Origin of the sequence: Leclercia sp. EC_58, assembly GCF_019584355.1 — a bacterium.
Taxonomy (GTDB): Bacteria; Pseudomonadota; Gammaproteobacteria; order Enterobacterales; family Enterobacteriaceae; genus Enterobacter.
This window is the reverse complement of record NZ_VDAM01000001.1, coordinates 174,259-189,623: the sequence shown is the minus strand read 5'-3', so window position 1 is coordinate 189,623 and position 15,365 is coordinate 174,259. Positions and strand designations below refer to the sequence as shown.

Below are 15,365 nucleotides of genomic sequence, written 5' to 3'. Positions count from 1 at the left end.
TGATGTACCAAAACAAAGAGATGCTGGCGTGTCCGGCACGAAGCTTGTTAATGATGATGTCCGTGATGAAGAGGTAGTGAATGCCAGGCAGCACCTTGTTGAAAACGTTAGTTTTGTTCGTCGCTCTTTGGGCCCCCCTCAGTCAGGCAAATACCGGTTGGCAACCCGTTCAGGAAACGATCCGCAAAAGTGATAAAGATACCCGTGAATATCAGGCGATCCGCCTTGATAACGGGATGGTCGTGCTGCTGGTTTCCGATCCTCAGGCCGTAAAGTCACTGTCGGCGCTGGTGGTGCCGGTGGGCTCGCTGGAAGATCCTGAATCCCATCCAGGGCTCGCACACTATCTTGAACATATGACCCTGATGGGCTCAAAGAACTATCCGCAGCCTGACAGCCTGGCCGAATTCTTGAAAATGCACGGTGGCAGCCATAACGCCAGCACCGCGCCGTACCGTACGGCTTTTTATCTTGAAGTGGAAAACGATGCGCTGGAAGGTGCCGTCGATCGTCTGGCGGATGCCATTGCTGCCCCGCTGCTGGATAAAAAATATGCCGATCGTGAGCGCAACGCCGTGAATGCGGAGCTGACGCTGGCGCGTACCCGGGACGGGATGCGGATGGCGCAGGTCAGCGCCGAAACCATCAACCCCGCGCACCCTGGATCGCGCTTCTCCGGCGGAAATCTTGAGACGCTGAGCGACAAGCCGGGTAGCCCGGTGCTTGATGCGCTGCACGCGTTTCGCGACAAATACTACTCCGCTAACCTGATGAAGGCCGTGGTCTACAGCAATAAGCCGCTGCCGGAACTGGCGCAGCTGGCTGCCCAGACCTATGGCCGGGTGCCGAATAAAAATATCACCCGCCCGGAAATCACCGTGCCGGTGGTCACCGACGCGCAGAAAGGCCTGATCATTCACTATGTTCCCGCGATGCCCCGCAAGGTGCTGCGCGTGGAGTTCCGTATTGATAACAATACGCCGCAGTTTCGCAGTAAAACCGACGAGCTGGTTAACTACCTGATTGGCAACCGTAGCCCGGACACCCTCTCCGACTGGCTGCAAAAGCAGGGGCTGGTGGAAGGTATTCGCGCCGACTCCGATCCCGTCGTCAATGGCAACAGCGGTGTGCTGGCGATCTCCGCCACCTTAACCGATAAAGGTCTGGCCCATCGTGATGACGTTGTCGCCGCGATTTTCAGCTACCTTTCGCTGCTGCGTGAAAAAGGGGTGGATAAACGCTACTTTGACGAGCTGGCGCACGTGCTGGATCTCGACTTCCGTTATCCTTCCATTACCCGCGATATGGACTATGTCGAGTGGCTGGCCGATACCATGATCCGCGTGCCGGTTGAGCACACGCTGGATGCGGTCAATATCGCCGATCAATACGATGCCGACGCCGTCAAAGCCCGACTGGCGATGATGACGCCGCAGAACGCCCGTATCTGGTATATCAGCCCGAACGAGCCGCATAACAAGACCGCTTACTTTGTGAACGCCGAATATCAGGTGGACAAAATCAGCGAGCAAACTTTTGCCGACTGGCAGAAGCGAGCCGCCGGGATCGCCCTTAAGCTGCCGGAGGTGAACCCTTACATCCCGGACGACTTTACCCTCATCAAACCGACTAAAGATTATCCACAGCCGCAGCTGATTGTGGATGAGCCTGACCTGCGCGTGGTCTATACCCCGAGCCGCTACTTCGCCAGCGAGCCTAAAGCCAACGTCAGCATGGTGCTGCGTAACCCTGCGGCGATGAATACCGCTAAAAATCAGGTGATGTTTGCGCTGAATGACTATCTGGCCGGTATCGCGCTGGATCAGCTCAGCAACCAGGCCGCAGTAGGCGGGATCGGTTTCTCGACCAACGCCAATAATGGCCTGATGCTCAACGCCAACGGTTACACCCAGCGTCTGCCACAGCTCTTTAAAGCGCTGCTGGAAGGCTATTTCAGCTACACCGCCACCGAGGAGCAGCTGGAGCAGGCTAAGTCCTGGTACGCGCAGATGATGGATTCCGCAGAAAAGGGCAAAGCCTTCGATCAGGCTATTATGCCGGTGCAGATGCTCTCGCAGGTTCCCTACTTCCAGCGCGAGGAGCGCCGGGAATTGTTGCCATCCATCACGCTGGACGAGGTGATGGCCTACCGTGCCGCGCTGAAAACCAATGCCCGACCGGAGTTTCTGGTGGTGGGCAACATGAGTGAAGATCAGGCGAAAACCCTGGCGCAGGATGTGCGTACTCAGCTGGGTGCAAAGGGGACCGAATGGTGTCGTAACCAGGACGTGCTGGTCGAAAAACAGCAGAACGTGATTTTCGAAAAAGCGGGCAGCAGTACGGATTCCGCTCTGGCAGCGGTCTTTGTCCCGACCGGCTATGACGAATACGCCAGTTCAGCATACAGCGCCGTACTCGGACAGATCGTGCAGCCCTGGTTCTACACCCAGTTACGTACCGAAGAGCAGCTGGGCTATGCCGTCTTTGCCTTTTCGATGAACGTTGGTCGCCAGTGGGGGATGGGCTTCCTGCTGCAAAGCAGTGATAAACAGCCAGATTATCTCTGGCAGCGTTTCCAGGCCTTCTTCCCGCAGGCAGAAGCGAAGCTGCGTGCGATGAAGCCGGAAGAGTTTGCCCAGATTCAGCAGGCGGTGATTGCCCAGATTATGCAGCCGCCGCAGACGCTGGCTGAAGAAGCGTCAAAAATCAGCAAAGATTTTGATCGGGGTAATATGCGCTTCGATTCGCATGATAAAGTAGTGGCCGAGATAAAACAGCTCACGCCACAGAAAGTGGCCGACTTCTTCCACCAGGCCGTGGTCGCCCCGCAGGGGATGGCTATCCTGTCACAGGTTTCCGGTAGCCAGAGTAAGAAAGCCGATGTCACCCCGCCAGTAGGCTGGACGGTATGGAAGAGCGTGAGCGCATTGCAGCAATCTTTGCCCAGGAGTAAGAACGAATGACCGATACCGCTGAGTCCCTTAACCCCTTACGTTTACCGTTACAGGGGGAGCGACTGATAGAGGCCTCAGCGGGAACCGGAAAAACCTTCACCATCGCTGCACTCTATCTGCGACTGCTGCTCGGTCTGGGCGGCAGCGCGGCGTTTAGCCGCCCGCTCAATGTGGAAGAGCTACTGGTGGTGACCTTCACCGAAGCCGCGACGGAAGAGCTGCGCGGACGTATCCGCGCCAACATTCATGAGCTGCGCATCGCCTGCCTGCGACAGAGTACAGATAACCCGCTGTATGCCAGCCTGCTGGATGAGATTGACGATAAACAGCAGGCGGCACAGTGGCTGCTGCTGGCGGAACGGCAGATGGATGAGGCTGCCGTGTTTACTATCCACGGCTTCTGCCAGCGCATGCTCAGCCTGAATGCCTTTGAATCAGGCATGCTTTTTGAGCAGCAACTCATCGAAGATGAATCCCAGCTGCGCTACCAGGCGTGCGCCGACTTCTGGCGTCGCCATTGCTACCCTCTGCCACGTGATATCGCCGAAGCGGTACATAATCTCTGGAAAGGCCCGGACGAGCTACTGCGGACCATCGATCGTTATCTGCAGGGGGAAGCCCCGGTCATTAAATCTGCCCCGCCTGCGGACGAAACGCTGGCTTCACGCCATGAGAAGATTGTCGGCCTGATCGCCGCCATGAAACAGCAGTGGTCTGACAGCGTGGCGGAAATCGAGGCGGTGATTGAGCGCTCCGGCATCGACCGGCGTAAATTCAACCGCGGCAACCAGGCAAAATATATCGAGCGCGTTACGGCCTGGGCTCAGGAAGAGAAGCACAGCTATCAGCTGCCTGACGCGCTGGAAAAGTTCTCCCAGTCATTCCTTGCCGAGCGCACGAAAGCGGGCGGCGAAGTGCCGGAACACCCGCTCTTTTCCGCCATCGATAACCTGCTGGCAGAGCCGTTAACCCTTAACGATCTGATGATCACCCGTGCGCTGTCAGAGATCCGCGAAGCGGTGGCGCGGGAAAAGCGCCGTCGCGGTGAGCTGGGCTTCGACGATATGCTCAGTCGTCTCGATGATGCCCTCAACAGCGACAATGGCGAGGCGCTGGCTGCCGCCATCCGGACCCGTTTTCCGGTGGCGATGATCGATGAATTTCAGGATACCGATCCCCAGCAGTACCGGATTTTCCGCCGCATCTGGCGCCAGCAGCCGGATACCGCTCTGCTGCTGATTGGCGACCCGAAACAGGCGATCTACGCCTTCCGTGGGGCGGATATTTTCACCTACATGAAAGCGCGTGGCGAAGTGGCCGCGCACTATACGCTGGATACCAACTGGCGCTCGGCCCCCGGCATGGTGGAGAGCGTGAACACGCTCTTTTCACAGATGAACGATGCCTTCATGTTCCGTGAGATCCCCTTCTTACCGGTCAAATCTGCCCCGAGAAACGCCACGCTGCGTTTCGAGTATAAAGGCGATTTCCAGCCCGCGATGCGCATCTGGCTGATGGAGGGCGAAGGGTGTGGCGTCGGAGATTACCAGACCTTTATGGCCCAGCACTGCGCGGCGCAAATCCGCGACTGGCTGAGCGCTGGCGTACGCGGCGAAGCCATTTTGCACCGGGGCGAGGATGCCCAACCGGTGAAGGCGTCAGACATTACGGTGCTGGTGCGCAGCCGTCAGGAGGCGGCGTTGATCCGTGATGCGCTGACCCTGCTTGGCATTCCTTCGGTCTATCTCTCCAACCGCGACAGCGTATTTGAAACGCTGGAAGCCCAGGAGATGCTCTGGCTGTTGCAGGCGGTGCTGGCGCCGGAGCGTGAAAGTACCCTGCGCAGCGCCCTGGCAAGCGCCATGCTCGGCCTTAACGCCCAGGATATCGATACGCTGAATAACAGTGAGACACTCTGGGATGAGGCGGTAGAAGAGTTTACCCGCTACCGTGAGCGCTGGCAGAAGCGGGGCGTAATGGCGATGCTGCGCGACCTCATGACCCAGCGCAACATCGCCGAAAATATGCTGGCAACTGCCGGAGGGGAACGCCGCCTGACCGATATTCTGCACATCAGCGAACTGTTGCAGGAGGCGGGGGCCCAGCTTGAGAGTGAATATGCCCTCGTGCGCTGGCTGGCGCAGCACATTGCCGAGCCGAACAGCAACGCCTCAAGCCAGCAAATGCGTCTCGAAAGTGACAAGCATCTGGTTAAAATCGTCACCATTCACAAATCGAAAGGGCTGGAGTATCCGCTGGTCTGGCTGCCCTTTATTGCCAACTACCGGGTTCAGGATCAGGCCTTTTATCACGATCGTAAGACCTTTGAAGCGGTGCTCGACCTCAGCAAGGCCGACGACAGCGTGGAGCTGGCCGAGGCTGAACGGCTGGCGGAAGATTTACGCCTGCTCTATGTGGCATTGACCCGTTCGGTGTGGCACTGCAGCTTAGGCGTGGCGCCGCTGTTCCGTCGGCGTGGCGAAAAATCGGGTGACAGCGATTTCCACCTGAGCGCGCTTGGACGCCTGATCCAGCGCGGCGAGCCGAAAGATGCTGCCGGTCTGCGCCAGTGTCTGGAGGCGTTGTGCAACGACCATATTGCATTGCAGGTTGCCGGTGTGGCAGACGCCGCCCGCTGGCATATGCCAGATCCGGTGTTGCCGGATCTGCAGGCGCGGCAGGTGGCCCGCATGCTGTATGACGACTGGCGGGTCACCAGCTATTCCGGGCTTCAGCAGCACGGGCACAGTATCGCCCAGGATCTGATGCCACGCCTCGATGTTGATGCCGCAGGCACCGGCGAAGTGCCGCAGGAGCCAGAGCTGACGCCGCACCAGTTTCCGCGCGGCGCCTCGCCGGGCACCTTTTTACACAGCCTGTTTGAAGCACTCGATTTTACGCAGCCCGTCTCCCCGGAGTGGGTGCTGGAGATGCTGCAAAAAGGGGGATACGATGCCCGCTGGGAGCCGGTGTTAACCCGCTGGATCGCGCAGGTGCTGGAGACTCCGCTCAATGAGGAGGGGATCTCACTGAGCCAGCTGACAGCCGCTGATAAGCAGGTTGAGATGGAATTTTATCTGCCCATCGCCGGGCCGCTCACCGCCGGGGCGCTGGATGCGTTGATCCGCGAGTACGATCCGCTCTCCCGGGGCTGCCCGCCGCTCGATTTTCGTCAGGTGCGCGGCATGCTGAAAGGCTTTATCGACCTGGTCTTCCGCCATAATGGCCGCTATTACCTGCTGGACTATAAATCCAACTGGCTGGGTGAAAACAGCGAGGCCTATACCCCGCAGGCTATGGCCCGGGCAATGCAGTCGCACCGCTACGATCTGCAGTACCAGCTCTATACCCTGGCGCTGCACCGATATTTACGTCACCGTATTGCCGACTATGACTATCAACACCATTTCGGTGGGGTGATCTACCTGTTTTTACGTGGCGTGGATGGCAGCTCGCCGGGCGCCGGTTGCTTTGCCACCCGTCCGGATGAAGCATTAATCGAACAAATGGATAGCCTGTTTTCCGCCAGCAACGAGGAGCTAATACAATGACGATGCAGGAACACTTGCTGGAAGCCGTAGAGCAGCGCGTGCTTCGTCGTCTGGATGTACAGTTTGCGATGATGGTAGCAGGGAACGATGAACCGGCGGTGATGCTGGCGGCGGCAATCTTAAGCCGTGATGCGGGAGAAGGGCACGTTTGCCTGCCGTTGTCCCGGCTGCGTGCCGAGGCGAAAAGCGCCGCGCTGCAGGCCTGTTTTGCGCTGTTTGACCAGGAGCCGGACTGGACCGCTACGCTGCTGCGCTCCCGCGCGGTGAGTGCAGGGGATGAACCGACGCCGCTGGTGCTCACCGGCGAGCGGCTCTACCTCAACCGGATGTGGCGCTATGAGCGGGCAGTGGCCCGCTTCTTTAGCGAAGCCAACCAGCCTTTGCCCCATGACAGCGCCGACGTTCAGCGCACGCTGAACGCGCTGTTCACCTCTGATGAAGCCGTCAACTGGCAAAAGGTGGCTGCGGCAGTCGCGTTAACGCGGCGTATTTCCGTGATCTCCGGCGGGCCGGGGACCGGCAAAACCACCACCGTTGCCCGCCTGCTGGCGGCGCTGATCCAGATGGCGGGAGAAGAGAAATGCCGGATCCGGCTGGCGGCACCCACCGGCAAAGCGGCCGCTCGTCTGACCGAATCGCTGGGCGGCGCGCTGCAAAAACTGCCCCTGACCGAGGCCCAGCGCGCGCGATTCCCGACGGAAGCGAGCACGCTGCACCGTTTGCTTGGCGCGCAGCCGGGCAGCCAGCGCCTGCGTTACCATGCAGGTAATCCGCTGCACCTGGATGTGCTGGTGGTGGATGAGGCGTCGATGATTGACCTGACGATGATGTCGCGTCTGATTGACGCCCTGCCGCCTCATGCCCGGGTGATCTTCCTCGGCGATCGCGACCAGCTGGCCTCCGTCGAAGCGGGCGCGGTGCTGGGTGATATCTGTACCTGGGCCAGCGCTGGCTTTACGGTCCGGCGCGCACAGGAGCTTGCCAGCATGACGGGATGCGAGATGCAGGGCAACGTCAGCCCGGTCGCGGGTGCGCTACGCGACAGCCTGTGTCTGCTGCAAAAAAGCTACCGTTTTGGCAGCGATTCTGGCATCGGGCAACTGGCGGCCGCGGTCAACCGGGGCGATCGCCACGCTATCCGCTCGGTGTTTGATGGCAAATTCAGTGATATTGAGAAAAAGCAGCTCCAGAGCGGGGAAGAGTATCTGGCGATGCTGGAAGATGCCCTCAAGGGGTATCAACATTTTCTCGACAGCGTGCAGCAGCAGGCCTCCGAAGCGGAGATCCTGGCGGCATTTGGCCGCTACCAGCTGCTTTGCGCCTTACGGGATGGCCCCTTTGGCGTCGCCGGGCTTAACGAAAGGCTTGAGCAGGTGCTGGCGCAGAAACGCCGTATCGGCCGTCAGCCCCATTCACGCTGGTATGAAGGCAGGCCGGTGATGATTTCACGCAACGACAGCGCGCTGGGCCTGTTTAACGGCGATATCGGGATTGCGCTGGATCGTGGTCAGGGGCTACGCGTCTGGTTCCAGATGCCGGATGGCAGCGTGAAGTCCGTGCAGCCCAGCCGCCTGCCGGAGCATGAAACCGCCTGGGCCATGACGGTGCATAAATCCCAGGGCTCTGAGTTCGATCACGCGGCGCTGATTTTACCTATCCAGATGTCGCCCGTCGTGACCCGCGAGCTGGTCTATACCGCCATTACCCGCGCCCGTCGGCGGTTGTCGTTGTATGCGGATGAAGGGGTGCTGACCCAGGCTGTCACTACCCGTACAGAGCGACGCAGCGGGCTGAGTGCGATTTTTGAGGCCTTATAAGCGTGTGAAAAGCCGGGCAGCGCTTGCCCGGCCTGTAGGTGATGACCGTTATCCCAGGTCTGCCATCAGCACTTTTGAACGGCGCTGATAGTTGTACATCTCTTTCTTGGTTTCCGGCAGGGAATCAATGTCCACCGGCGTGAAACCCCGCTCCTGGAACCAGTGAATGCTGCGGGTCGTCAGCACAAACAGCTTGCTCAGCCCCATCTGCCGCGCCTGGAGGGCGATGCGCTCCAGCAACACTTCGCCGCGCGATGAGCTGCGATAATCCGGATGCACCGCCACGCAGGCCATTTCACCGATCTTCTCTTCCGGGAAGGGGTAGAGCGCTGCACAGGCGATGGTGAGGTTATCGCGCTGAATAATGGTGAACTTGTCGATCTCCATCTCCAGCTGTTCGCGGGAGCGGCGCACCAGGATCCCCTGCTGCTCCAGCGGGCGGATGAGTTCCAGAATGCCGCCGATGTCGTTGATAGTGGCGCGACGGATCTGCTCGGCGCTCTCCATCACAATCTGCGTCCCGATACCGTCGCGGGAGAAGAGCTCCTGCAGCAGGGCGCCATCTTCCTGATAGCTGATCAGGTGGCTGCGACGCACGCCGCTGCGGCAGGCTTTGATTGCACCCCGCAGGAAACGTACGGTACCGGAGTAGTAATCCCCCTGCGCCTCAAGGGCATCGACGCGCGCCTGAGCCTCGTTAGGGAACAGCTCAGAGACAATGTTCCCGAGCTCGTTCATCACCCCCTGTGAGGAGCAGAAGCCAATCATTTTTTCTGCTTTCAGCTTGATCGCCAACTGGGTGGCAATCTCTTCAGAGGTGAGATTGAAGCTTTCGCCCGTAACAGAGACGGCAACCGGGCCGGTCAGCACAATCGCGCCGCCGTCGAGCTGACGGTGGATCGCCTCTTCATCAATACGACGAATACGTCCGCTGTGGCAGTAATCCACGCCATCATCCACGCCGAGCGGCTGGGCGATAATAAAATTACCGCTGACCACGTTAATATGCGCCCCCTGCAGCGGGGTGTTGTTAAGGCTCATCGACAGACGCGCGGTAATGTCCAGCTGCAGCAGACCGGCGGCCTGCTTAACCAGCTCCAGCGTTTTAGCGTCGGTGACGCGGGTATGTTTGTGGTAGATCGGCTCGTGATGATGCGCGGCCAGATTCGCCTCGATCTGCGGGCGAGCGCCATACACGACGACCAGGCGAATACCCAGGCTATGCAGCAGGCCGATGTCATTGACAATACTGGAGAAATTCTCATGCTCAATGGCTTCGCCACCCAGCATGACGACAAACGTCTTTCCCCGGTGGGCGTTGATATAGGGAACAGAATGGCGGAATCCCTGGACCAGTTCGATTCTACGTTCCTTCACCACGGCACAACCCCTCAATGAATGTTTATTCGTAATTTTTGTATTTTTATTCGAATATCGCGCTGTGCGCAAGCCAAACTTTTCTGCGAAGCAAAGAAAAGATTCAGTTAAGTTATCGTTAACGCATGATTGTTTACCCTTTTAGGGATGACAGGTTATGCATCATTCGTTAAAGTTTTCGGTCAATTTGGACGTTATGAAAAGTTATTCGATATCTTTGCTCGGGAGAAGCATGTCGGGATCCAGTAAAGCATTAAGTCGCCGTCGCCTGTTACAAGGGGCTGGGGCAATGTGGTTGCTTAGCGTTAGTCAGGTCGGGTTTGCCGCCGTCAGTCAGGTTGTTGCGGTGCGCGTCTGGCCGTCTTCGACCTATACGCGCGTGACGGTCGAGTCAAACCGGGTGCTGAACTATAAGCAATTCGCGTTGAGCAACCCGGAGCGGGTGGTGGTGGATATCGAAGGCGTAAATCTTAACTCGGTGCTGAAAGGAATGAGCGCCCAGATCCGCGGCGACGATCCCTTTATCAAGTCCGCGCGGGTAGGGCAGTTTGATCCGAAAACCGTGCGCATGGTGTTTGAACTCAAGCAGAACGTCAAACCGCAGCTGTTTGCTCTCGCGCCGGTGGCCGGTTTCAAAGAACGTCTGGTTATGGACCTCTATCCTGCCAACGCGACCGATATTCAGGATCCGCTGCTGGCCCTGCTGGAGGATTACAACAAAGGCGATCTGGAAAAACAGGTACCGCCTGCGCAAAGCGGCCCGCAGCCCGGCAAAGCGGGACGCGATCGCCCGATTGTGATCATGCTTGATCCGGGGCACGGCGGCGAGGACTCCGGCGCGGTAGGCAAATACCGGACCCGGGAAAAAGATGTGGTGCTGCAAATCGCCCGTCGCCTGAAGGCGATGATCGACAGAGAAGGCAACATGCGCGCCTACATGACGCGCAACGAAGATGTCTTTATTCCGCTGAAGGTGCGTGTGGCGAAAGCGCAAAAGCAGCGTGCGGATCTCTTCATCTCTATCCATGCGGACGCCTTTACCAGTCGTCAGCCCAGCGGGTCATCAGTGTTTGCCCTCTCCACCAAAGGGGCGACCAGTACCGCAGCACGCTATCTTGCCGATACCCAGAACGCCTCCGACCTTATCGGTGGGGTAGGGCGGAGCGGCGATCGCTACGTCGACCACACCATGTTCGATATGGTCCAGTCGCTGACCATCACCGACAGCCTGAAGTTTGGTAAAGCGGTGCTGGGCAGGCTCGGGCATGTGAACAAACTGCATAAGAACAGCGTCGAGCAGGCCGGATTTGCGGTGTTAAAAGCGCCGGACATCCCGTCGATTCTGGTGGAAACCGCGTTTATCAGTAACGTGGAAGAGGAGCGCAAACTCAAAACGGCCAAGTTCCAGCAGGAAGTGGCGGAGTCGATACTGGCGGGGATTAAGGCCTATTTCTCTGACGGGGCGACGCTGGCGAGACGCGGATAAAATCAACACTGCCCGGCGGCGCTGCGCTTGAGCGGGCCTACGGGTGGGCTGACGACAAAAACAAAAAAACACCCGGAAGGGTGTTTATTGTTTTTAGAAGTGTTGGTTGCGGGGGCCGGATTTGAACCGACGACCTTCGGGTTATGAGCCCGACGAGCTACCAGGCTGCTCCACCCCGCGTCCGTCTTTCTGCTTTGCAGAAGATACTTCATCAAATTTTAATTGGTTGCGGGGGCCGGATTTGAACCGACGACCTTCGGGTTATGAGCCCGACGAGCTACCAGGCTGCTCCACCCCGCGTCCGTGGATGCGCACTATACTCTGCTGACTTTTTGATGCAACCCTTTTTCGTAAAAATCACCAAATTAGACGTTGATTTGTCCGCTCTGTCGTCGATTTGAATATTTTTTGCGCAAAATTTACCTAAGGGAAGGCAATCGCATTTCAATACCTTTGCCGGTTTGTTATCTTCGTTGCGCAGAATGGGGCAACTTGAAGATGGGATATATGAAAGGACGTTGGGCGAAGTATCTGATGACAGGCGCACTGGTAGCAATTCTCGCCGCCTGTTCCTCCAAACCGACCGATCGCGGTCAGCAATATAAAGACGGGAAACTGACCCAGCCTTTCTCTTTAGTAAACCAGCCGGACGCCGTGGGCGCGCCCATTAATGGCGGGGATTTCGCCGAGCAGGTGAGCCAGATCCGCACCGCATCGCCGCGGCTGTATAGCTCGCAGAACGCCGTCTATAACGCCGTGCAGGACTGGTTACGCGCCGGGGGCGATACCCGCACCATGCGCCAGTTCGGCATTGATGCCTGGCAGATGGAGGGCACCGATAACTACGGTAACGTCCAGTTTACCGGCTACTACACCCCGGTGGTACAGGCTCGCCATACCGCGCAGGGTGAGTTCAAATACCCTATCTACCGCATGCCGCCAAAACGTGGCCGCCTGCCGTCCCGCGCCGAAATCTACTCGGGCGCGCTGAGCGACAACTATGTTCTCGCTTACAGCAACTCGCTGATGGATAACTTCATCATGGATGTGCAGGGCAGCGGCTATATCGATTTTGGCGACGGCAGCCCGCTTAACTTCTTCAGCTATGCGGGTAAAAACGGCCATGCCTACCGCAGTATCGGTAAAGTACTGATCGATCGCGGAGAAGTGAAACGCGAAGATATGTCGATGCAGGCGATCCGCGAGTGGGGCGAGAAGCACAGCGAATATGAAGTGCGTGAGCTGCTTGAGCAGAACCCGTCGTTTGTCTTCTTTAAACCACAAAACTTTGCCCCGGTGAAAGGCGCCAGCGCGGTGCCGCTGATTGGCCGCGCGTCGGTCGCCTCTGACAAGACAGTGATCCCGCCGGGAACCACGCTGCTGGCCGAAGTCCCGCTGTTGAATAACGAAGGCAAATTCAGCGGCCAGTACGAGCTGCGCCTGATGGTGGCGCTGGATGTGGGTGGCGCGATTAAAGGCCAGCACTTTGATATCTATCAGGGCATTGGCGCCGATGCTGGCCACCGCGCGGGCTGGTATAACCATTACGGCCGCGTGTGGGTGCTGAAAACCGCCGCAAGTACGGGCAACGTCTTTAGCGGCTGAGTGTGATAATATTGACGCTATGTTTTCCGGGGTGAGGGGTAACTCTCACCCTTTTTACATCTGAGGTCTTATGTCTGTGGTAATGAGCGAAGCCTGGCGCCAGCGTTTTGGTGGCACCGCACGTTTATATGGTGAAAAAGCCCTGCAACTGTTTGCTGATGCGCACATCTGCGTGGTAGGCATTGGCGGCGTCGGCTCATGGGCAGCGGAAGCGCTGGCACGAACCGGGATCGGCGCCATTACGCTTATCGACATGGACGATGTCTGCGTCACTAACACTAACCGGCAGATCCACGCCCTGCGCGACAGCGTCGGGCTGGCGAAGTCAGAGGTGATGGCGGATCGCATTCGCCAGATCAACCCGGAGTGTCGCGTCACCGTCATCGATGATTTTGTGACCGCCGATAATGTGGCGCAGTATATGGGAGCTGGCTACAGCTATGTGATCGACGCCATCGACAGCGTGCGCCCGAAAGCGGCGCTGATCGCCTGGTGTCGCCGCAATAAAGTGCCGCTGGTGACCACCGGCGGCGCGGGCGGGCAGATCGACCCGACGCAGATCCAGGTGACGGACCTGGCGAAAACCATTCAGGATCCGCTGGCGGCCAAGCTGCGCGAGCGTCTGAAAAGCGATTTTGGCGTGGTGAAAAACAGCAAAGGCAAGCTGGGCATCGACTGCGTCTTTTCAACGGAAGCGCTGGTCTATCCGCAGGCAGACGGTTCAGTCTGCGCCATGAAAAGCACTGCGGAAGGACCAAAACGGATGGACTGTGCCTCCGGGTTTGGCGCGGCCACGATGGTGACCGCGAGCTTTGGATTTATCGCCGTCTCTCATGCCCTGAAAAAGATGATGGCGAAGGCGGAACGTCAGGCCTGACGCGCCGCTTCCAGTACCGCGTCACTGAGCGCAGCCAGCCCCTGGCTGCGCGAGGCGCTAAGCTGGCCGCGTAGCCCCAGCGCATCGAACAGCGCCAGCGGGTTCTCCTCCAGGATCTGCGCGGCGCTTTTCCCCTCAATGGCCGTCAGCAGCACGGCCAGCAAGCCGCGAACAATCCGCCCTTCGCTGTCGCCATAAAAATGCAGCTTATCCCCAATTTGTGTAACCCCAAGCCAGACGCGGTTCTCACAGCCGGGGATCTCTTTCGCCTGCGCTTTGAGTTCATCGGACAGCGCAGGGAGCTGCTTGCCCAGCAGGATCAGCTGGCGATATTTGTCTTCCCACTGGGTCAGCGGGGCAAAGGTCTGTTTTAACGTCTCTTCAGTGATGACGGTGCCGAACGGATGTCCGGCCAGGGTTGGGCTTGTCATTAATCCACCAGTAAAGCAAGAGCGCGATCGACGGCGGCAACCAGCGCGTCGACATCGCTTTGGGTGTTATAGGGAGCAAACGAGGCGCGCAGCGTGCCGTTGACGCCCAGCGCCGCCAGCAGCGGCTGGGCGCAATGCTGGCCGGCGCGCAGGGCAATGCCATACTCCGCCAGCAGCGTCACCATGTCGCTGTGATGTACCCCGGCAAAATCGAATGCCAGCAGGCTCGAATCCTGTACCCGGAAGGAGCGAAAACCGGGACGTTGTTTCAGCGCCTCTTCCGCCAGCGTTGCCAGCCCGCGACTCCAGCTCTCTGCCTGTTGCAGATCGATATCCGCCAGCCACTCCAGCGCCGCGCTCAGACCAATGACCCCCGCGACATTTGGCGTCCCGGCTTCCAGACGATAAGGCACCTGCTGGGTTTTAAAGCCGTCGAAAGTCACCTCGGTGATCATCTTGCCGCCGCCGAGCCACGGGGACATCTCCTCCAGCAGCGCCGCTTTGCCGTACAGTGCGCCAATCCCGGTAGGGCCGTACAGCTTATGTGCGGAGAAGGCATAGAAATCGATATCCAGCGCCTGCACGTCCGCCGGGAAGTGGACCACGCCCTGGGCGCCATCCACCATCACTACCATCCCGCTGGCATGGGCGAGCTGAATAGCGCGGGCCAGATCCGGGCAGCCGCCGGTGACGTTGGACATCTGCCCCAGCGCGAGAATGCGGCTACGCGGGGTGATCAACTCAGGCAGGCGAGCCACATCCGCCAGGCAGTCTGTGCCAATCGGAAGCTTAACCACCTTCGCGCCGGCCTGTTCGGCTACCATCAGCCACGGCACGAGGTTAGCGTGGTGCTCCGCCTCGCTGACGATAATCTCATCACCCGGTTGCAGGCGCGGGCGGGCATAACATTGCGCCACCATGTTGATGGCTTCGGTGGTGCCCCGCGTCCAGACAATATTTTTGCCGCTTTCAGCGTTAAGCAGGCGGGCAACCTGATCGCGCGCCGCTTCATAGCGCGCGGTTAAGCGCTGGGCTTCGGCAAACTGGCTGCGATGCACATTGCCGGCGCTCAGGCTGTAAAACTGGTTGGTGGCCTCAATCACTGCCTGAGGCTTAAGGGCTGTCGCAGCGCTATCAAGATAGACACCGGCATCGGCCAGGGCCGGAAACTGCGCGCGAAAATGGGCAGGGCTGAATGCGTTCATGGAATTCCTCTTCGTGATGATGAGATCGTCGCGCAAATTCCGCAGCAGGGCAAGAAGGTTGA

General features: G+C 58.7%; 9 protein-coding genes and 2 tRNA genes. 6 read left to right on the top strand and 5 right to left on the bottom strand.

All coding sequences use genetic code 11. The features are described from left to right. Positions 1-80: 80 nt before the first annotated feature. The 3 genes from ptrA to recD are packed head-to-tail and all read left to right on the top strand — an operon-like array spanning position 81 to position 8,322. Complete coding sequence (gene ptrA, locus FHC51_RS00905) at positions 81-2,963, top strand: pitrilysin (RefSeq protein WP_220434714.1); 2,883 nt, start codon at positions 81-83, stop codon at positions 2,961-2,963. After that, the gene (recB, locus tag FHC51_RS00900; RefSeq protein ID WP_220434713.1) at positions 2,960-6,505 is read left to right on the top strand and encodes an exodeoxyribonuclease V subunit beta; all 3,546 of its coding nucleotides are present in this window, start codon (positions 2,960-2,962) and stop codon (positions 6,503-6,505) included. Before ptrA ends, recB begins: the two co-directional genes overlap by 4 nt. Continuing rightward, positions 6,502-8,322 (top strand): exodeoxyribonuclease V subunit alpha, encoded by a 1,821-nt coding sequence (recD, locus tag FHC51_RS00895; protein WP_220434712.1) that lies wholly within the window; start codon positions 6,502-6,504, stop codon positions 8,320-8,322. Before recB ends, recD begins: the two co-directional genes overlap by 4 nt. A 48-nt stretch (positions 8,323-8,370) precedes the next feature. Here recD and argA read toward each other — a convergent pair whose 3' ends face one another. Then, positions 8,371-9,702 (bottom strand): amino-acid N-acetyltransferase, encoded by a 1,332-nt coding sequence (gene argA / locus FHC51_RS00890; protein WP_103180956.1) that lies wholly within the window; start codon positions 9,700-9,702, stop codon positions 8,371-8,373. A 229-nt stretch (positions 9,703-9,931) separates the two neighbouring features. On the opposite strand from argA, the gene amiC reads away from it, so the two are divergent. After that, entirely contained in the window at positions 9,932-11,185 is a 1,254-nt protein-coding gene (gene amiC / locus FHC51_RS00885) for an N-acetylmuramoyl-L-alanine amidase AmiC (protein WP_103180955.1), read from the top strand. Between the two features lie 103 nt (positions 11,186-11,288). Here amiC and FHC51_RS00880 read toward each other — a convergent pair. Both FHC51_RS00880 and FHC51_RS00875 read right to left on the bottom strand, forming a co-directional pair. Beyond that, positions 11,289-11,365: transfer RNA gene (locus tag FHC51_RS00880), tRNA-Met, on the bottom strand. A 43-nt stretch (positions 11,366-11,408) separates the two neighbouring features. Then, a tRNA-Met gene (locus FHC51_RS00875) sits at positions 11,409-11,485 on the bottom strand. Positions 11,486-11,692: 207 nt separating this feature from the next. Here FHC51_RS00875 and mltA point away from each other — a divergent pair. Both mltA and tcdA read left to right on the top strand, forming a co-directional pair. After that, positions 11,693-12,790, top strand: coding sequence for a murein transglycosylase A (gene mltA / locus FHC51_RS00870; protein ID WP_103822729.1), 1,098 nt, complete (start codon positions 11,693-11,695; stop codon positions 12,788-12,790). A gap of 70 nt (positions 12,791-12,860) precedes the next feature. After that, entirely contained in the window at positions 12,861-13,667 is an 807-nt protein-coding gene (gene tcdA, locus FHC51_RS00865) for a tRNA cyclic N6-threonylcarbamoyladenosine(37) synthase TcdA (RefSeq protein ID WP_103822728.1), read from the top strand. Here the strand turns inward: tcdA and csdE are convergent. Further along, positions 13,658-14,098: a cysteine desulfurase sulfur acceptor subunit CsdE gene (gene csdE / locus FHC51_RS00860; protein ID WP_156239692.1), complete on the bottom strand. Its 441-nt coding sequence runs from the start codon at positions 14,096-14,098 to the stop codon at positions 13,658-13,660. The genes tcdA and csdE overlap by 10 nt on opposite strands. Further along, on the bottom strand, positions 14,098-15,303 hold the full coding sequence (csdA, locus tag FHC51_RS00855; RefSeq protein WP_220434711.1) for a cysteine desulfurase CsdA: 1,206 nt from the start codon (positions 15,301-15,303) through the stop codon (positions 14,098-14,100). Before csdA ends, csdE begins: the two co-directional genes overlap by 1 nt. Positions 15,304-15,365: the final 62 nt, after the last annotated feature.

Coding starts and splice junctions, on each gene's coding strand:
- amiC (WP_103180955.1), top strand. CDS start 9,932: ATGTCGGGATCCAGTAAAGCATTAAGTCGCCGTCGCCTGTTACAAGGG.
- ptrA (WP_220434714.1), top strand. CDS start 81: ATGCCAGGCAGCACCTTGTTGAAAACGTTAGTTTTGTTCGTCGCTCTT.
- recD (WP_220434712.1), top strand. CDS start 6,502: ATGACGATGCAGGAACACTTGCTGGAAGCCGTAGAGCAGCGCGTGCTT.
- mltA (WP_103822729.1), top strand. CDS start 11,693: ATGAAAGGACGTTGGGCGAAGTATCTGATGACAGGCGCACTGGTAGCA.
- csdE (WP_156239692.1), bottom strand. CDS start 14,098: ATGACAAGCCCAACCCTGGCCGGACATCCGTTCGGCACCGTCATCACT.
- csdA (WP_220434711.1), bottom strand. CDS start 15,303: ATGAACGCATTCAGCCCTGCCCATTTTCGCGCGCAGTTTCCGGCCCTG.
- recB (WP_220434713.1), top strand. CDS start 2,960: ATGACCGATACCGCTGAGTCCCTTAACCCCTTACGTTTACCGTTACAG.
- tcdA (WP_103822728.1), top strand. CDS start 12,861: ATGTCTGTGGTAATGAGCGAAGCCTGGCGCCAGCGTTTTGGTGGCACC.